The 18,128-nt window shown below is 45.6% G+C and carries 17 protein-coding genes, 2 pseudogenes and 2 riboswitches; of the genes and pseudogenes, 3 read left to right on the top strand and 16 right to left on the bottom strand.

From position 1 onward, the window contains the following. Window positions 1-17: 17 nt before the first annotated feature. From spoIIIAE to BBA02S_RS00525, 9 genes are all read right to left on the bottom strand, one after another. Window positions 18-1,202 carry a stage III sporulation protein AE gene (spoIIIAE, locus tag BBA02S_RS00565; RefSeq protein ID WP_041097169.1) on the bottom strand — a complete coding sequence of 395 codons (1,185 nt, stop codon included), beginning with the start codon at window positions 1,200-1,202 and terminating at the stop codon, window positions 18-20. 72 nt (window positions 1,203-1,274) lie between these two features. Then, window positions 1,275-1,667 carry a stage III sporulation protein AD gene (gene spoIIIAD / locus BBA02S_RS00560; protein ID WP_255211735.1) on the bottom strand — a complete coding sequence of 131 codons (393 nt, stop codon included), beginning with the start codon at window positions 1,665-1,667 and terminating at the stop codon, window positions 1,275-1,277. Window positions 1,668-1,682: 15 nt separating this feature from the next. Beyond that, entirely contained in the window at window positions 1,683-1,868 is a 186-nt protein-coding gene (gene spoIIIAC, locus BBA02S_RS00555; RefSeq protein WP_370511053.1) for a stage III sporulation protein AC, read from the bottom strand. Window positions 1,869-1,903: 35 nt separating this feature from the next. Beyond that, the gene (gene spoIIIAB, locus BBA02S_RS00550) at window positions 1,904-2,416 is read right to left on the bottom strand and encodes a stage III sporulation protein SpoIIIAB (RefSeq protein ID WP_041097175.1); all 513 of its coding nucleotides are present in this window, start codon (window positions 2,414-2,416) and stop codon (window positions 1,904-1,906) included. Continuing rightward, window positions 2,413-3,333, bottom strand: a complete 921-nt coding sequence (gene spoIIIAA / locus BBA02S_RS00545) for a stage III sporulation protein AA (protein ID WP_041097178.1) — start codon at window positions 3,331-3,333, stop codon at window positions 2,413-2,415. The genes spoIIIAB and spoIIIAA overlap by 4 nt, the downstream gene beginning before the upstream one ends. 550 nt (window positions 3,334-3,883) lie before the next feature. Continuing rightward, the gene (gene efp, locus BBA02S_RS00540) at window positions 3,884-4,441 is read right to left on the bottom strand and encodes an elongation factor P (RefSeq protein ID WP_041097180.1); all 558 of its coding nucleotides are present in this window, start codon (window positions 4,439-4,441) and stop codon (window positions 3,884-3,886) included. A gap of 21 nt (window positions 4,442-4,462) precedes the next feature. After that, window positions 4,463-5,524, bottom strand: a complete 1,062-nt coding sequence (locus BBA02S_RS00535; protein WP_041097182.1) for a M24 family metallopeptidase — start codon at window positions 5,522-5,524, stop codon at window positions 4,463-4,465. Continuing rightward, a complete protein-coding gene (gene aroQ, locus BBA02S_RS00530) occupies window positions 5,517-5,972 on the bottom strand; it encodes a type II 3-dehydroquinate dehydratase (RefSeq protein ID WP_041097184.1) in 456 nt (151 codons plus the stop codon). The genes BBA02S_RS00535 and aroQ overlap by 8 nt, the downstream gene beginning before the upstream one ends. A 67-nt stretch (window positions 5,973-6,039) precedes the next feature. Next, entirely contained in the window at window positions 6,040-6,549 is a 510-nt protein-coding gene (locus BBA02S_RS00525) for a YqhR family membrane protein (protein WP_041097186.1), read from the bottom strand. Between the two features lie 143 nt (window positions 6,550-6,692). Here BBA02S_RS00525 and BBA02S_RS00520 point away from each other — a divergent pair, with 143 nt between their 5' ends. Then, entirely contained in the window at window positions 6,693-7,637 is a 945-nt protein-coding gene (locus BBA02S_RS00520; protein ID WP_041097188.1) for a DUF1385 domain-containing protein, read from the top strand. A gap of 46 nt (window positions 7,638-7,683) precedes the next feature. Further along, on the top strand, window positions 7,684-8,052 hold the full coding sequence (locus BBA02S_RS00515) for an SA1362 family protein (RefSeq protein WP_052475125.1): 369 nt from the start codon (window positions 7,684-7,686) through the stop codon (window positions 8,050-8,052). A gap of 10 nt (window positions 8,053-8,062) precedes the next feature. Here the strand turns inward: BBA02S_RS00515 and BBA02S_RS00510 are convergent, their stop codons facing one another. From BBA02S_RS00510 to BBA02S_RS00490, 4 genes and pseudogenes are all read right to left on the bottom strand, one after another. Continuing rightward, window positions 8,063-8,935, bottom strand: a complete 873-nt coding sequence (locus BBA02S_RS00510; protein WP_041113291.1) for a patatin-like phospholipase family protein — start codon at window positions 8,933-8,935, stop codon at window positions 8,063-8,065. Window positions 8,936-9,068: 133 nt separating this feature from the next. Continuing rightward, window positions 9,069-10,190, bottom strand: a pseudogene (locus tag BBA02S_RS00505) (ribonucleoside-diphosphate reductase); the annotation flags it as partial. A 279-nt stretch (window positions 10,191-10,469) separates the two neighbouring features. Continuing rightward, a pseudogene (locus BBA02S_RS00500) lies at window positions 10,470-11,909 on the bottom strand (vitamin B12-dependent ribonucleotide reductase); the annotation flags it as partial. A 319-nt stretch (window positions 11,910-12,228) separates the two neighbouring features. Then, on the bottom strand, window positions 12,229-13,065 hold the full coding sequence (locus tag BBA02S_RS00490) for a lipoate--protein ligase family protein (protein WP_041097194.1): 837 nt from the start codon (window positions 13,063-13,065) through the stop codon (window positions 12,229-12,231). Window positions 13,066-13,427: 362 nt separating this feature from the next. On the opposite strand from BBA02S_RS00490, the gene BBA02S_RS00485 reads away from it, so the two are divergent. After that, on the top strand, window positions 13,428-13,748 hold the full coding sequence (locus BBA02S_RS00485; protein ID WP_052475158.1) for a rhodanese-like domain-containing protein: 321 nt from the start codon (window positions 13,428-13,430) through the stop codon (window positions 13,746-13,748). Between the two features lie 31 nt (window positions 13,749-13,779). Here BBA02S_RS00485 and gcvPB read toward each other — a convergent pair whose 3' ends face one another. Genes gcvPB through gcvT form a run of 3 tightly spaced genes read right to left on the bottom strand, consistent with a single transcriptional unit; the run spans window position 13,780 to window position 17,713 of the window. Then, complete coding sequence (gene gcvPB, locus BBA02S_RS00480; RefSeq protein WP_041097199.1) at window positions 13,780-15,252, bottom strand: aminomethyl-transferring glycine dehydrogenase subunit GcvPB; 1,473 nt, start codon at window positions 15,250-15,252, stop codon at window positions 13,780-13,782. Continuing rightward, window positions 15,245-16,591: an aminomethyl-transferring glycine dehydrogenase subunit GcvPA gene (gene gcvPA / locus BBA02S_RS00475; protein ID WP_041113289.1), complete on the bottom strand. Its 1,347-nt coding sequence runs from the start codon at window positions 16,589-16,591 to the stop codon at window positions 15,245-15,247. Before gcvPA ends, gcvPB begins: the two co-directional genes overlap by 8 nt. A gap of 21 nt (window positions 16,592-16,612) precedes the next feature. Continuing rightward, window positions 16,613-17,713, bottom strand: coding sequence for a glycine cleavage system aminomethyltransferase GcvT (gene gcvT, locus BBA02S_RS00470; RefSeq protein ID WP_041113288.1), 1,101 nt, complete (start codon window positions 17,711-17,713; stop codon window positions 16,613-16,615). An 86-nt stretch (window positions 17,714-17,799) separates the two neighbouring features. After that, window positions 17,800-17,879, bottom strand: a riboswitch (glycine riboswitch). Between the two features lie 3 nt (window positions 17,880-17,882). Then, window positions 17,883-17,972: riboswitch (glycine riboswitch) on the bottom strand. Window positions 17,973-18,128 lie beyond the last annotated feature (156 nt).

The raw sequence follows: 18,128 nt of genomic DNA, 5'->3' as shown, positions 1-18,128 counted from the left end.
AGGCTTCGTTCCTTTCCTCAGCGAATCATCATCGTTACATTGCTAGCGGCAACAAGAATAACGATCGATAACAAAAACATAAAGGAAACAATGACTAATGCCGCAAATACGTACGTCATATTTTTTCCGATGATCTCTAAGCACTCTGTCATCGTTTCGTCACCAAGCGGCTGCAGGACTGCGCCAGCTACTTTATAAACAAGAACAAGGGCAAAGATCTTTAAAGCCGGAAAGGCAACAATCAATAGCAAGATCCCGGCGCCGGCAATTCCAATCGTATTCTTTAACAGCAAAGAGGCACTCATGACTGTATCAGCCGCTTCGGTAAACATCTTCCCGACAACAGGGATAAAGTTGCCGGCAAAAAATTTGGCTGTTCGAATCGCGAGTCCGTCTGCAACTGCGGCAGCAGAGCCTTGGATAGATACAATCGCTAAATAGGCCGCCATAAATACACTTAAAAGGCCGACACTCCAATGGCGGAGCAAATCTGCCAGTTTCGTTGCTTTATAGTGCTCGGAAAACAAGCTGACTACGCTAAGCAAAGTAGAAAAAAACAAGAGCGGCAGCACCACTTTTTGAATAACAAGACCGCTAACATTCATCAGAAACAGCAGAAACGGATGAAAAACCGTTGCGGAAACGGCTCCTCCCGTCGAAGCTAGCAGCGCCAGCAAAATGGGCATCAGTGCCAGCAGAAACTGGATCATTTGATCGACGGCATCCCCCGCATATTCCATAGCCAGCCGAAAGCTATTCAACGCCAGAATGAGCAGAACAATCAAAACGACGCTGTAAGCCGTTTTGCCCACAGTCCCCTGTTCAAAGGCATTTTGAAGAATTTGCAAGAAAACAGAAAAAACCGTTAATAAGATGAGGGTGCCAAGCAATTTCCCGTTGGCGTACAATTCATGAAAAACAAAGCTCAGCAGCCCTTTTGACCAGGCGCTGATCGAAAATGCTTGTCCTCCTTTAAAAAGATCGGTCAGTGGCTGTTGCTGTGTTTCCGGCAAATACTGCCCGTATGTTTTTAACAGCTGATCCCAATAGACGGACAGATCATTGACTCCAAGCTGTCCGAGCTGTTCCTCAGCTATCACTCCAATATCCGGGCTTTCTTCTTTAGATTCCGCTTGCGCCGAATGAAAGATAAAGGATAGGAGAAGCAGAGATAGCAAAGCGATTTTTTGGCAGAACCTCATCTCGCTCACCGCCTTCTTTCGGCTGCCTCTCTCTATCCGGGTTTCTATACTGGAAGATCATAGACAGGCCCCTCACTTTCCAGGAAGCATCGTTAAAATGGTTTCTATTAAGATGGTCAAAATAGGCACTGCCATTGATAAAATAATGACCTTGCCCGCCAATTCCATTTTGGCGGCCAGCGCCTCTTGTCCGGCATCTTTTGTAATTTGAGCAGCAAATTCGGCAATGTAAGAAATACCAATGATTTTCAAAACGGTCTCCACATAGGCAAACTCTATATCCGCCCGTGCCGCCAGTTTTTTAATCATGAGAATAATCTCAGCAATTCTGTCCGCCAAAAATAAAAACAACCCGCTCCCGACAAACATTACGAGCAAGAAAGCAAAAACAGGCTGTTGTTCCTGCAAGAGAAGAGCCAAAAAAACTGTCACAAGAACAATCGCAGCTATTTGGATAATCTCAATGGTTTTCCTCTCCCGTCATTGAAATAAAAATACTTCCCTGATCTTGTCAAACAATTCCTCTACGATAGAAACAATCAGAAACAAAATATAGACGAAACCGAGCAGCGTCACCCACTGGGCATACTCTTTCTTCCCTACCTGTTCTAAAATCGTATGGAGGAATGCCACGACTAAACCGACACCGGCAATTTTAAAAATCATTTCCACCTCAATGCCCACTTTCTTCCTCCTTCCTGCTAAAACAGCAGAAGCACGATTAACAGACCGCCCATTAAGCTCAAACTTCTCATCATTTTTCCATATTTTTTTTGCTTTTCACACGCTTCTTCCTCTTGCCGTTCCAGATGCTTTAACGTGACTAAAATTTGCTTTTGCTCTGTCAGGCGATCATGCTTGCCAACCGTTTCTCCAAACTCCAATAAAATGGCCCGCTCACTTTCCATGAGCGCAGTTCGGGGCCAGACCTTTGCTAAACTCCGCTTCCACGCCTCACTGGCATCCAACTCAGTCGACGTCAGCAATTCGCTGAAGAGAGCAAACAGTTCACTGACAGGCGGCGGCAGCCGTTCAGACAACTTTCTGGCCGACTCATGCAAAGGGGTAAGGCCATATACAATTTCTGCTTCCAGTGTTTGCAGCGCCGATCGAATGAAACGGATTTGCTTTGGCCTGTCACTTAGTTTCTTTGATTGTTCCGCCCCCAGCCAAACCGAAGCAAATAATATAAGCAGCGCCCCCAGCCATTTCATTGGGCTGCCCTTTCCGGAGCCGCAAGTTCATGTCCGGATTGATCGAGAACCTTCAAAGACCTCTCGCCTTTTTCCGCGGAAAGTTCAATAAACCGTTCAAACGCTCCGCTCTCTATCATCGCTTGCACAATAGGACGGCGAATCACTTCGGCATAATTTGAACCGTGGGCCGTAGCCATTAAGGCAATGCCGGAATTGATGGCTTCGGCGACGGCCTGTCCATCTTCTGCCCTCCCAATTTCATCTGCGATTAATATGTCCGGGCTCATGGAGCGGATCATCATCATCATCCCTTCTGCTTTTGGACAAGCATCTAAGATATCCGTCCGCAAACCGACATCAAGCTGCGGAATTCCTTTAACACAGCCGGCAATTTCTGACCGTTCATCCACAATGCCGACTTTGACCGGGGGAATATTATATTTCTCCATCCCTGTGGCTGCTGTTTTGGCTAAATCCCTCAGCAAAGTCGTTTTTCCTGTTTGAGGAGCCCCGATAATCAATGTATTCTTCCACTTCTCATCAAAAAGCCAGGGGATCAGCGGATGGGACACACCCGGCTTTTCCCTGGCAATCCTTAAATTGAAAGAAGAGAGGTAACGCAGCGCTTTTACTTTCCCTTCTTCAAGAATGACTTTGCCCGCCAAGCCAACACGGTGTCCTCCCTCGATGGTTAAATATCCGCACCTTAACTCTTCATCCAACGCATAAAATGAATGCTGACTTAATTTATTGACAAGCGCTTGTCCCTCTTCAAAAGTAACGACATGCGGCAAGTGAAAAGGGCGGCCGGCAATCACCTCAAGCGGTTTGCCAACGCGCACCCTGATTTCTTCAATTTTACTTTTCAGATCGGATGGCATGGCATAGATGGTCTCCTTTAACGTTTGCGGCAAATAAGCATATATCGTTTCCATGAACGCTTCCTCCTTTTTCTCCTCCTTTTTATTCAATGTATGTATTGAATTGAAAGATATGCCGACTCATAAAGATCAAAAGAAAAAATGGCCGGATCACTCCGGCCATTCAATTTGTCGGCAAAAGTAGTTTGGAATGATCTCATTCCGAACCACTTTTCATTTTTAGATGGTTTTCAAGTCATTCGAGAGAAAGATAGATCTCTGCTAGTCGATGATTCAATTCATTTTCGGACCCTGCCAAGCCTAATTGGCCATTTTCTTCAGATTAATGGCAGCAAAAGCAAGCGTCGCCTGCCTCGGCAATTTTTAAGTTCCCTTCACATCGTTCAACGTATGCCATGCTTTTCTTTTGCTTCTGCGAATACACGCTCAAGCGTTTGATCTATCTATTTTCAAACAATCTTCGTTATACGGCTACCCTACCTTTGTCAGCTCTGTTAATTGAAATGGAAGGCGCGGAAAGCGAAGCGACTGAAATGGAAATCAACAGTCCCCTCTACAAGCAAAATAAAAAAGCCGCTCCTGAAAAGGAACAGCTTTAGCTTTCTTAAGCGCGGGAAATATAGCTTCCGTCATCTGTGTTAATGATCAGAACATCGCCTTCATTCACGAAGAACGGCACCTGAACAGTTAAACCCGTTTCAACTGTTGCCGGCTTTGTTCCGCCTGAAGCCGTGTCGCCTTTAATGCCAGGCTCTGTCTCAATCACTTTTAATTCTACTGTGTTCGGAAGATCGACTCCGAGTGTTTCTGTTTGGTACATCATAATGGAAACTTCCATGTTTTCTTTTAAGAATTTCAGTTCGTGTTCAATTTGGGAAGCAGGCAATTCGATTTGCTCATAAGACTCGTTGTCCATGAAGACATGCTGATCGCCGTTTGCATACAAGTATTGCATTCTGCGGTGGTCAATTTGGGCTTTTCCTACTTTCTCCCCTGCGCGGAATGTTTTTTCTTGAATGTTGCCATTGCGCAGGTTGCGCAACTTAGAACGAACGAACGCCGCTCCCTTTCCAGGCTTAACATGTTGGAAATCGACTACGCGCCAAAGTCCGCCGTCTACCTCAATTGTTAAACCTGTACGAAAATCATTTACTGAAATCATGTTGTATTTCCTCCTGTTTCCTTAAAGAATGAGTAAATCTTTTGTGGAATGCGTGAGCGTTTCATTGCCTGTTTCTGTGATCAATGTGTCATCTTCAATGCGTACGCCGCCAACGCCCGGCAGATAAATGCCCGGCTCAACCGTAACGACCATCCCAGGCTCAAGAACCGTGTCAGAGCGAAAAGAAAGCGCCGGCCCTTCATGAACTTCCAGCCCGATGCCATGGCCCGTTGAATGGCCAAAATATTCCCCGTATCCTTTTTCCGCAATATAATCCCGGGTAATGGCATCTGCTTCTTTCCCAGTCAAGCCGCCTTTAATTTGCTCCATCCCTTTTTCTTGAGCGTCGAGGACAATTTGGTAAATTTCCTTCATTTGCTCAGTTGGTTCTCCGACAGCAATGGTACGGGTAATATCAGAGACGTACCCTTTGTAATAAGCTCCGTAATCCAATGTCACCATATCGCCTTTTTCGATCACTTTACTGCTTGCTACACCATGAGGCAAAGCTGAGCGTTTGCCAGAAGCTACAATCGTATCGAAAGAAGAAGAAGCGGCTCCCCACTTTCTCATAAAGAACTCCAGCTCATTTGAAACCTCCAGCTCTGTCATGCCAGGCTGAATAAATTCAATGATGTGCTTAAAGGCTGCATCGGCGATATCGGCTGCTTCCTTTAATATCTTAATCTCTGAATTATCCTTAATCAAGCGCAATTTTTCAATCATTTCGCTCACAGGAACTAATTCTTCTTTAAAAAGCCCTTTAAGCGTTTCATAGGATTGGAATGTTGTATAAGCTTTTTCAAATCCAAGCCGCTTGATCCCCTGCTTTTGGGCTTGCAATGCCGCTTCTTCATACAGCGTTCCCTGGTGCTGGACAACCTCAAATCCTTCCGCCTGTTTCCCCGCCTGCTCTACATAGCGGAAATCTGTAATAAAAGTCGCTTTTTCTTCGGAAATAAGGACCGCACCTGCCGAACCTGTAAAGTTTGTTAAGTAGCGGCGATTATAAGGGCTCATTACGAGCATGCCGTCAATTCCGTCTTTTTTCATCTGCGCACGCAGCTTCTCTATTTTAATCATTTGTTTCTCCCTTCCCTTGAATATGTATAATTGCCTGCAGAGCCAATTCATAACCGATAACCCCAAGCCCAGCAATTTGCCCGGCAGCTACAGGCGCAATGACCGAATGCTCCCGGAATGGTTCACGGCTATGAATATTGCTGATATGCACTTCAATAACCGGCACCGGAACAGAAGCAACCGCATCCCTAAGCGCATAGCTGTAATGTGTAAAGGCTCCCGGGTTGAAGATAATGCCATCCATTTTTTCATCAGCAGCCAGATGAATCCTGTCAATTAATTCCCCTTCGTGATTGGATTGAAAGGCCCTGACAGATGCGCCCCATTCTTCTCCTTTAGCAATAATTCGTTTTTCAAGATCCTGCAAGGTTTCCCTTCCGTAAATCTCAGGCTCCCGCTTCCCCAGCCGATTTAAATTCGGCCCGTTTAATAAGAGAATGTTCTTCATGTAATTTCTCCGCTCCACAAATTTAGTTACATGAATATTTTAACATATTTAAAATTACAAAAACTACTTAGGCGTTTGTCTTTTTCCAAGCACTCAGCCTCTTTTCTTTCAAAAGATGCTGTTCATATCCGTAGGAGATCGAATAGCCGATAAATAAACCGTACAGAACAAGCAGACAAAGCGTAGTGGATAACGTATTGCCATTCAGCTTTTGCCAAGAAGGGATGCTGGCTAACAGCGGGTGAATCATCATAAATACAAAAATCCAAAGAAACACGCCGAAAAGCACGCCCGCCCAGATTGTTTTGCTTTTTTTCAACAAGAAATAATATATGGCGGCAAGGATCAGCGATACACCCGTGTGAAAGAGCATGCCCGCGATCACTCTCCACATGCCGCTCTGGATTTTTGGGATATTCACATATTTAACGACCGCATTCAGATCAATCGTCATAAAATGAAAGTAAGCAGCCAGCTGTGCTAATCCGCCCCATATAATTCCCCCGAACAATCCAATGACCAACGCATAGCTTAAAGGAAACCGCGCTTTCTGCTCTTCTCCTTGCTTGTTTTCCATGGTACACCTCCAAAAATAAGTTAAACGGCACAAAAAAAGATTACTAAGTGATTCAGCTTTTATTTTTGCTTAATAACGGATAGAATATGTATATAGAAGCTTTTTACATTTTCACATCTGTTAATAATGAAAGAGGGTATAAGATGAGTGAACAAAAGCCGGTTTACGGCGGGCAAGCGCTGGTAGAAGGCGTCATGTTTGGAGGGAAGCATCATACAGTAACGGCTATTCGCCGAAAAGACCGTTCGATTGAATTCTTCCATTTGCCAAGAACACCGAAGCCTGTTCTGCAAAAATTTAAAAAAATTCCTTTTCTTCGCGGGATTTTTGCAATCTTGGATGCAGCAGCGACCGGCTCCAAGCATTTAAATTTTGCTCAGGAGCGTTATGACGTAGATCCTAAGGAAGACGAACAACTCCATGCGGCGGCAGAGCCGTCTAAATGGTCGATGATCCTCAGTGTCGCCGCTGTTGGCATTCTGTCTTTCCTATTTGGAAAGTTTATATTCACACTGGTTCCAGTCCTTCTGGCAGAGCTGACACGTCCGATTTTCACGGGTGACTTTGCCCAGATCTTGATGGAAGGATTTTTCAAGCTTGTTCTCTTGCTTGCCTATATCTACTTAATTTCTTTAACTCCACTCATCAAACGAGTGTTCCAATATCACGGAGCGGAGCATAAGGTGATCAACGCATTTGAAAGCGGGCTCCCGCTAACAGTGGCAAACGTGCAGTCGGCTTCGCGTCTTCACTACCGCTGCGGCTCCAGTTTTATTTTATTTACAGTAATTGTCGGTGTTTTTGTCTACATGCTCGTCCCCACTGATCCGCTTTATGTAAGAATATTAAATCGGATCGCTCTGATTCCCGTTGTTCTCGGCATCTCATTTGAAGTGCTGCAGTTGACGAATAAACTCCGGGATATCCCTGTGCTCCGCTACCTCGGCTACCCGGGTTTGTGGCTTCAGCTGCTGACAACGAAAGAACCAGAGGATGATCAAGTGGAAGTGGCGATTGCTTCTTTTGAGAAGCTGCTTACAATGGAAGAGAGCGCCAAAAAAGGATTAAGCACAGAGGAAATTGTCTAATATGTAAATAACAGCTTATTTAACAGTTCGCTAGGAGGTGGCTTTTTTGACAATCCGGTCAGTCATTGCCTATACACTCGTGGGGCTCGCGGCCATTGGCTTAATTTCCATGCTGCTTTACTCACCTGGAGCTTTAGCAAAACAGCTTATTATTCTTGCGGTTACGGCTGCCGTTATTTATTTCATCTACCGCCTAGTTATCAGAAAACGCCTTGGCGGTGGCACTGAGGACAAAGCATTTGCCAAAGCAGCGAAGGAATCAAAGAAACGGCTGCAAAAACAAAAGCGGCGAAATCCCGTCTCTTCTTCGGTTGCTTCTCCGAAAAAGAAAAAACCGTTTCGAAGAAAAAAAACCAATCATTTGACGGTTATCGACGGAAAAAAAGGCAAAAAGAACAACCGGGCGTCCTCATGACACCCGGTTGTCAGTAGCACCACCTTTTTAAAAAGGCCTCTGTATACCCGCGCCCTATTTGAATGAGGGCGTCTTTTTTTTCGTCTGACAGCCCAAAGTCAGTAGCTGATGTTCCTTCTACAGGAATAAATACGATATTGTTTGCATGCCTTTTGGAAATATACCTGGCATCATGGGCGTCTTTCATCGTATGGAACATGGCGCCGAATAAGTCGGCGCCGTTATGAATCTGGCGCGGCATTCTCATTGTTTTGGTGCTTAATTTAATGCCAAGCGCTGGCCGTTTTTTCTTTTTTTCTTCATCAAATAGCCAGAGCGGAAAATTGCTTAGCATCCCTCCATCTAAAATAAGTGCCTTGCCGTGTGGTCCAGGCAGCTTGACAGGCTGAAAGAAGTACGGGAGCGTGCAGCTCATCCGCACTGCGCGAGCAATCGAAAATGTCTGCGGATTAATCCGGTAGGCAGGCAGGTCATCCGGCAGTGTCAATATCCGCCCATTGGTAATATCCGATGTCACAACCCGCAAAGCTCCCGGAGCCAGGTCGCCGAAGGAACGAATGCCTTTCTTCATAAGCAAGCCGTCAATCCACTGCTCCAGCTTTTTTCCTTTATATAACCCCAGTGAAAAATACACCTTCAGCCAACGCACAAAAGGCAGATCGAACAGTGTATCATCGAGCAATTCCTTTCCGTCTACTCCCTTTATGATGCTCTTCAATTCTGTACTCGTATAACCGGCTGCAATCAAAGCGGCCATAATAGCGCCAGCACTCGTTCCCGCCAGCCTCACAAATCTCAAGCCTCTGCTCTCAATGGCCTCATAAGCGCCGATAAGAGCAAACCCTTTAATGCCGCCGCCGGAAAATATTCCATCAATGTGCATGCTTCCGCCTCTCTTCTGCTTTCTTTATATATATGTAAGCGGCAAAAGCTTGGACTAGAAGAAATTTCTTGCAAGTGCCCAGACAGGTAGCAACAAAAAAACAGCCCCTTGTTCAGGAGCTGTTTTATGGCTTTTACAAACCGCATTTCAGCTGAGCGCCGCAGTTTGTGCATGTGTTGCATCCGCCCATTTCTTCCACGGTTCCTTTACGGCAAACCGGGCATGTATTCCCGACTTCGCTGCCGATCGTCACGTTAGTCGAGCGGATTTCTTGAATGGTATCAACGAGCACGACATGGTTTTCATGCTCCTTCGCTTTTGTTTCTTCTTGCTCGTCAAAGCTGTTTTCTTCTGCTTTTAATGTTAATACCTGCGAATCACGGCTGCCGTCCACATAGACCGTTCCGCCTTTTGCACCGCCTTTATACAGGCGCTCGTACACTTTTTCTACCTGTTCTACTGTATAGCCGCGCGGCGCGTTGACTGTTTTGGAGATAGAGCTGTCAATCCAGCGCTGGATGACACATTGAACATCAGCGTGGGCTTCTGGAGACAGGCTCATAGCAGTCACAAACCACTCCGGCAGATGATTCGGATCTGCGTCTGGATGGCGGTCTAAGTATTCTTTTACAATATCCGCCTTCACTTCGATAAATTTACCTAAGCGTCCGCTCCGGTAATACGTAAAGGAGAAGTAAGGCTCTAAGCCCGTCGACACGCCCACCATCGTTCCTGTAGAGCCTGTCGGCGCTACTGTAAGAAGATGGGAGTTACGGATGCCTGTTTCAAGAATCGCTTCACGAACATCTTCCGGCATTTTCTTCATGTAGCCTGTTTCGATAAATGCTCGGCGCAAACGATTCGTTTCCTCTTCTGTTTCTCCTTCAAGGAACGGGAAGCTGCCTTTTTCCTTTGCCAGCTCTACAGACGCTTTGTAAGCCGTCGTAGCAATTGTTTCAAAGACTTGATCTACGAGTTCATTTCCTTCAGGAGAACCGTATTCTTTTTCACAGTAGATCAATAAATCGGCAAGCCCCATGACCCCGAGGCCAACACGGCGTTCACCAAGGGCCTGCTTCTTATTTTCTTCAAGGAAGTAAGGAGTCGCATCAATGACGTTGTCCTGCATCCGTACCCCGGTGCGGACCGTTTCTTTAAGCTTTTCAAAATTCACTGTTTTTGTTTCTCTGTCTGCCATTTCTGCCAGGTTCACAGCAGCTAAGTTACAAACAGAAAATGGTGCGAGCGGCTGCTCCAATGCTCGCTTTTGTTATCCTATCAGCTTTTTATCCGATAGTTCTTACAGTTGATTTCCTGTAAGTTCAGCATACATTTTCATTGCATACCATTAAAAAATTCCACCTCTTTATCAGGTATGCAACGTTGCGGCCTCGTGGATGGATTATATTCTGCCAGGCAGGTTCACCATCTATGCGTTGCCCCTGACTGAAGCTTTGCCTTCAGCCTTCGGTTCGGATTCCCATCTCAGGGTTCCCGCTTTATTCCGCAATGTTTAACGTGAGGCAAGCTATTTACCACACGGATTCGTAGCTACGACCTGCTGGCCGTACGCTTTAGCATTCGTCATATCATTGGCGTTATCAATAAAGAAAATGCCTGGCTCTGCAGAATATGTCGCACAAATATTAATCAAGTTCCATAGCTCGCGCGCCTTCATCTTGCGGTATGTCCGCACAGCGTGTCCTTGCTTCTCCCACTCGCGCACATCACCGACTTTATGCCAGTTTTCATTATAGTAAGCCATTTCCTCTTTGCTGTATGTTTCAACAGACGGGAATCGCAGCTCGTACTCCGCGTCTTTCTCGACCGCTTCCATAAATTCCTTCGTTAAGCAGATAGAAATATTGGCTCCTGTTAAGAATTCAGGATTGTGAACTGTATATGTTCCGCCCGTTCTTAATTTCTCTTCTGCTTCCTTAATAATTTCAGCGCTGAAGCCGCCATATCCCGGAATGTTTTTATAATTCACCACACCTTGATACATCGCTTCTTCACGTTCAGTGAGCGGCTTGAAGTTCAGCTTGTCCTTCGCTGCTTTTTTAATTTGTTCATCTTGTGTATTTTCAAGCAAATAACGTAAAATACGCGGATTTTGCATTTTGGAAATAATAAATTCTACGATATCTGGATGCCAATCCGCCAGCATAATCATCTGTGCTCCGCGTCTGGAGCCTCCTTGCTCTACAAGGTGCGTTAACTTGGCAATATCATCAAGCCAGGAAACCGATCCTGAGGACTTTCCATTTACGCCTTTGGCAAGCGTGTTGCGCGGACGAAGAGTAGAACCATTCGTGCCAACGCCGCCGCCGCGGCTCATAATTTCCATTACTTGTTTCCGGTGTTCCGAAATGCCTTCGCGTGAATCAGGAACGAACGGCATGACATAACAATTAAAGTATGTAACGTCCGTTTGTGCTCCCGCTCCATAAAGAACGCGTCCCGCTGGAATAAAGTTTAAGTTCACAAGCTCTTGATAAAATTTCTCGAACCACTCTTTTCGCTTTTCTTCCGTTTTTTCTACAGAAGCAAGACCTGTTGCGTTGCGCTTAGCAATTTGCTCGTAATAAATTTCAAGAGGTTTTTCAATGACATCCAACGGACGGCGAATCAAACCCGTTTCTTGTTCCTTCGGGTCATCTAAAGCACCGCGGAACTCTTCATCAACAAGCACCTCTGCTTTTTTTTCCTGCCAGTCGATGCTTGTAATGAAGCCAACTCCTCTGGCCGGGAATTTTGGATCCTCTTTAATCGTTAACACAACAAAATCGCCTTCTGTTAACGTGACTTTCTCCGTGTCTTTAAACGAATAGCGGTCGATCATAACAAGACGTGAAACCCCTTTATGAGTGATCTTCATATCGGGGGTAACAGGATGAACTTGAGGGAAGACGCTGATGTCTTTGTTCAATCTGTCAACGTTGAGGGACATATTCTTTTGTGACGCAACAGACATAATCACAGCTCCTTTTCTTCTGCATAATATTTCATAGGCATTTAATTATGGTATACCCACACTTTTGAAGTAAAAACTAAACAAACACAATATATTGTGTTTGTTTTTATGAATACATTACTATATATTGAGTTAAAAACATTTTTTTGTCAAGGTGAAAAAGAGCTTCCTTTCCGATCAAAAGCTGGATTTCATAAGAAAACACAGCGATATTCGAAAGCAAGAAAAATTTTCGCGCTGTCCTTTTATTCCACTTTTTTCATTTTTTCGCAAAAAAAGAGAACAGGCCTAAAGGCCGGTTTCTCTTCCGCCTGATGATTCACCTTTTAAAATTCCATTCATCTGAAGCGTATTTTTCCTTAGCAAGCCGCTCGATATAAGCAATTTCTTCTGAAGTAAACTCATAAGGCTCAAGCGTTATTCCAAGGCCTTCCTGAAATCCTTTTTTAAAGGCTTCGCCAGCCTTCTCATAAGTCACTTTATGGGGACTGATGTCGTTCACGGCAACAGCCTTGCTTTTAAATGCCCGCTGCATCCGCTCTTTCACACGGTCGTTTGAATATGTAAATAAACTAAACAGCTTGTCTTCATCAAGATCCAGCAAGATGGAGCCATGCTGCAAAATCACGCCTTTTTGCCTCGTTTGCGCACTTCCTGCTACCTTTCGGCCCTCTACCACTAGTTCATACCAGCTTGGGGCATCGAAGCAAACGGAAGAACGCGGGTTTTTTAAACTATCCTTTTCCTCTTCAGTCCGCGGAACAGCGAAATAGGCTTCTAATCCAAGGTGATGGAATCCTTTCAAGATACCTTCAGATATCACCCGGTACGCTTCTGTCACACCTGCAGGCATATTGGGATGCTCTTCTGTAACAATTACGCTGTATGTCAGTTCATGCTCGTGAAGCACCCCTCTGCCGCCTGTAGGACGGCGTACAAAACCGAGACCGTGCCGTTTGACCGCATCTAAATCAATCTCTTTAGCTGCTTTTTGAAAATAGCCGATGGACAGCGCTGCCGGCTCCCAGCCATAAAATCTTATCACTGGCGGGATTTTGCCTTCACTGTGCCACTCTAACAGCGCCTCATCCATCGCCATGTTGAACTCTGCCGTTTGACGGCCGGAGTCGACAAACTTCCACGTTTCTTTTTTCATGATGATTGCCGCCTTTTTTATGATGAATTCACCCACTTAGTGTATCAAAAGCAGCGACAAAAACAAAGAGTTATCATTCAAGATTATAGACAAAGTCTGTCCCCTGCCTTATCGGCCAGACGGAAAATGTTCAGCTCTCAAGGGATAGACATGGCAAAGAAACAGGGCGAATCTTGATGAAGAATTCGGACAGGCGAACGGCAAGCCCTGGCCAACCGCCTGATTGTTCGTTTATTTCTTTTGATTCTTCCCGCAGCCGCGTTTATAATAGAAATCAGCGCATGTTTTACTAGGAAGGGGTGTATCCATTGCTTTATACAATAGCTGCTATTTTAGGCGCCATTATTTTGTATACTTTATATATGTACTTTTCCCAGAAAAAAGCGGTCACTACGCTTTCTCAGGAAGATTTCATTAAAGGATACCGCAAGGCTCAGCTTATTGACGTCCGTGAACCGAATGAATTCGAAGCCGGCCATATTTTAGGCGCACGCAACGTTCCGCTGACACAAATGAAGGGGCGCATGAAAGAAATCCGCCCGGACAAGCCTGTCTACTTATATTGCCAAAGCGGCATTCGCAGCGGCAGAGCGGCCCAGACGCTATACAAAAAAGGCTATCGTGACCTTTATCAATTAGAAGGCGGCTTTAAACGCTGGACCGGAAAAGTAAAAAGCAAGTAAAAAAAACTGCCTGTAGGCAGTTTTTTTATATTTAAGCGTTCTGCAAATCTCTCTCGTACCGAAGAACCGGCTTGCGGGCTGCGGCCGTTTCATCAAGGCGGCCAATAAGAGTCGTGTGCGGCGCTTCCTGGACAATTTCCGGATTAGTCTCTGCTTCCTTGGCAATTTGAATCATGACATCAATGAACGCATCAAGCGTTTCTTTTGACTCGGTTTCTGTCGGTTCAATCATTATGCACTCCTCCACATTTAATGGGAAGTAAATGGTTGGCGGATGGAAGCCGAAGTCAAGCAGGCGCTTAGCAATATCAAGCGTCCGGACGCCGAGCTTCTTTTGGCGCTTGCCGCTCAGCACAAACTCATGCTTGCAATGGCGGTCAAACGGCAGGTCGAAATAAGGAGCCAGCCTGCGCATCATATAGTTGGCATTTAACACGGCATATTCGGTGACTGCTTTTAAGCCGTCCGGTCCCATTGAGCGGATATAGGTATACGCTCGGACGTTAATTCCAAAGTTTCCGTAAAACGGCTTCACACGCCCGATGGATTGCGGACGGTCATACTCAAAATGATATACGCCCTTTTCTTTCACAAGCACCGGCTTTGGCAAGTAAGGAATCAAATCCTTCTTCACACCAACCGGACCAGAACCGGGGCCTCCCCCGCCATGAGGGCCTGTAAAGGTTTTGTGAAGGTTTAAATGCACAACGTCAAACCCCATATCTCCTGGGCGGGCTTTTGACATAACCGCATTTAAATTGGCTCCGTCATAGTATACTTTTCCGCCCACGCCATGAATAATTTCGGCAATCTCTAAAATGTTTTCTTCAAATAAGCCGAGTGTATTTGGATTAGTAAGCATGAGTGCCGCTGTTGTTTCATCAGCTACCCGTCTTAAATCCTCTAAATCAACCAGCCCGTCTTCCCCGGACTTCACGGTTACTGTTTCAAAGCCTGCCACCGTTGCTGAAGCTGGATTTGTGCCATGCGCAGAATCAGGAACAATGACTTTCGTGCGGTTTACATCCCCGTTAGCTTCATGGAAGGCACGGATCATCATCAATCCCGTCCATTCTCCATGGGCGCCGGCTGCCGGCTGAAGCGTCACTTCATCCATGCCGGTGATCTCCTTCAAATGCTCTTGCAAATCATACATCAGTTCCATCGCGCCTTGTACAGTCTCTTCTTGCTGAAGCGGATGAATGTGGGCAAAACCGTCAAAGCGGGCTACGTCTTCATTGATTTTCGGATTGTATTTCATTGTGCAAGAACCCAGCGGATAAAACCCAGAATCTACGCCGTGATTTCTTTTGGATAACGCCGTATAATGGCGGATAATATCAAGTTCAGACACTTCCGGCAGTTCCGGCTCCTCCTCCCGCACATATCCATCCGGCAAAAGAGATGATATATCTGCTTCCGGCACATCCAGTTCGGGCAAGCTGTAGCCTACACGGCCCGGCTGCGATAGTTCAAAAATAAGCGCCTGGTCTTTGTTATTCATGGCTATCCCCCAATTCTTTTGCAAAAAGTTCAATTTCTTCTTTCGTGCGCAGTTCTGTAACGGCGACAAGCATACAATGATCAAGACCACTGTAAGAAAGACCAAGATCATAGCCGCCAATGATGCCTTTTTCAAGCAGCTTGTTATTTACTTCTTTTACCGGCTTGCTTAAGCGGACAACAAATTCATTAAACACCGGTCCGTCAAATACAATGTCCAAGCCGTTTTGCTTGAGTGTTTCCCGGGCGAAGGATGTTTTTTGCAAATTTTGCACAGCTATTTCACGAACGCCTTTTTTCCCTAAAGCCGTCATGGCCACGCTGGCTGCCAGCGCATTGAGCGCTTGATTAGAACAAATGTTGGAAGTTGCTTTATCCCGGCGAATATGCTGCTCGCGCGCCTGCAATGTCAGTACAAAGCCGCGCTGCCCTTCATCATCGTGCGTCTGGCCAACGAGCCGTCCCGGCACTTTGCGCATCAGTTTTTTCGTTACTGCAAAATAGCCGCAGTGCGGGCCGCCAAACTGGGCTGGAATACCGAATGGCTGAGCATCGCCGACAACGATGTCTGCTCCAAACCTTCCTGGAGGTGTCAACACACCAAGCGCCAGCGGATTGGAAGAAACGACAAACATCGCTTTTTTCCCGTGAGCTGCTTTTTCAACTTCGGCCAGTGATTCAACCGCTCCAAAAAAGTTCGGATATTGAACAATGACCGCTGCTGTATCATCATCGACCAATTCGTTTAATTGGCTGATGTCTGTTACGCCTTCTTTATGAGGAACGACCACGACTTCAATGTTTTGCCCCTTCGCATACATACACAACACGTCACGCGACTCGGGATGAACGGTTTCTGAGACGAGCACTTTTTTTCTTTTTGTCTGCCCCGCGCTTAGCATGGCCGCCTCTGCTAATGCCGTGCCTCCGTCATACATCGAAGAATTGGCGACATCCATGCCTGTCAATTCACAAATCATTGTTTGGAATTCAAAGATAGCCTGCAGCTCCCCTTGGGAGATTTCCGGCTGGTACGGCGTATACGCCGTATAAAATTCCGAGCGGGAAATAACATGATCCACAATGGATGGGGTGTAATGGTCATACACACCTGCTCCCAAAAAAGAGGCGTATTGCTTAGCATTCATATTTTTCGCGGCCATAGCGCTCAATTCTTTTTTCAGCGCCGGTTCAGCTTTAGCTTCCTTAATATCATATAACCCTTGAAAGCGCACTTTCTCCGGAATGTCCGCGAATAATTCATCGATGCTCTGGACACCTACTGCTGCAAGCATTTCCTTTTTATCCGTCTCTGTCATCGGCAAGTAACGATGCTTCATACTATTCCCTTCCCTCTTCTCTTATTTTGAGCGTTTATAAAATGGCGGCTTTACAGTTTTAGCTACAAGCTTTTTGCCGCGAATCTCTACGGACAGTTCCTGATCCGGCACAGCCCATTCAGCCTTCACCAAAGCAAGGCCAATGTTTTTCTTTAATGTTGGCGATTGTGTACCTGTTGTAATATGTCCCACTAGTTCTTCACCTGAAAAAACAGGATAGCCATGGCGCGGAATGCCGCGGTCGATCATCTCCAGGCCAATGAGCTTCCGCTGCGGGCCATGTTCTTTCTGCTCCTTTAGCACTTCCGAGCCGATAAACTCACCTTTGTTCAGCTTCACAGCAAATCCTAAGCCAGCTTCAATAGGGGAAATATCTTCCGCCAATTCCTGTCCATATAATGCCAGATTCGCTTCAAAGCGCAACGTATCCCGTGCGCCAAGGCCGCAAGGAAGGAGCCCTTCTTCCTTGCCTGCTTCTAAAAGGTCTTTCCATAGCTTAGGAGCCTCTTCACTCCGGCTATAAATTTCAAAACCATCCTCCCCCGTGTAGCCGGTACGTGACACAAGGGCAGCTGCACCGTTCATCTGCACATGCTGACGGAATTTGAACGGCTTGATCTCAGATAAATTCACATCTTCAACCAGCTTTTGCAAAATCTCTTCTGCTGCCGGTCCTTGAATGGCAAGCTGCGCCCAGTCTGTTGATACATTTTCAATATGGACGTTCTCTGTTTGATGCTCCTTTAGCCAAGCAAAGTCTTTATCTGTATTAGCGGCATTGACAACGAGCAAATAATCTTGCTCAGCCAGCATATAAACAAGCAAGTCATCCACCGAGCCGCCTTTTTCATTACACATAATCGTATAGATTGCCTGATTGGGCTGCAGCTTTGACAAATCATTTGTCATCACTTTTTGCAAGAAAGACAGCGATTCCTTTCCTTTCACGACGATCTCTCCCATGTGTGAAACATCAAACAAGCCTGCTCTTGTACGAACCGCCTCATGTTCTTCCTTAATGCTCGAAAACTGAACAGGCAGCTCCCAGCCGCCAAAATCAATCGTTTTTGCTCCATGCAGCTGATACAGCTCAAATAGCGGCGTACGCTTTAATTCTCCCATTTTCTTGCCCCTTTCCTTGTCATTCTGATGGTTCAATTCGTTATTTTTCCATAAAAAAAGACAGAGAACAGCTTATACAAGTTGTTCTCTGTCCTTGAACCTGAAAGTTTAACCTGACGAACAGGCTGTCTTCTTTGGTGGTTTCCTCGGGAAACACTCTCCAGAGCCGCGTCCAGCAAGAGTTCTTTTGCCTGAGAGATTCACAAAAATTTGCTTGCTCCTTCGGCGCTGTATATACAGTCTCTCCCCTTACCTTCATTCGCTATATTTAATTGATAAATGGGCATACTATGAACATATGATTAGCAAAAATCAATAATGTTCGTTTTTTTACAAAAAGACACAATATTTTGTTCACTTACATCCTACCATTAAAGTCATGGTTTCGGCAACCTATTTTATAAAGGAGTTTTTC

Source organism: Bacillus badius NBRC 15713, assembly GCF_001591605.1.
GTDB classification, from domain to species: Bacteria; Bacillota; Bacilli; order Bacillales; family Domibacillaceae; genus Pseudobacillus; species Pseudobacillus badius.
The sequence above is the reverse complement of the archived record's forward strand: the minus strand, read 5'-3'. Positions and strand labels throughout refer to the sequence as shown.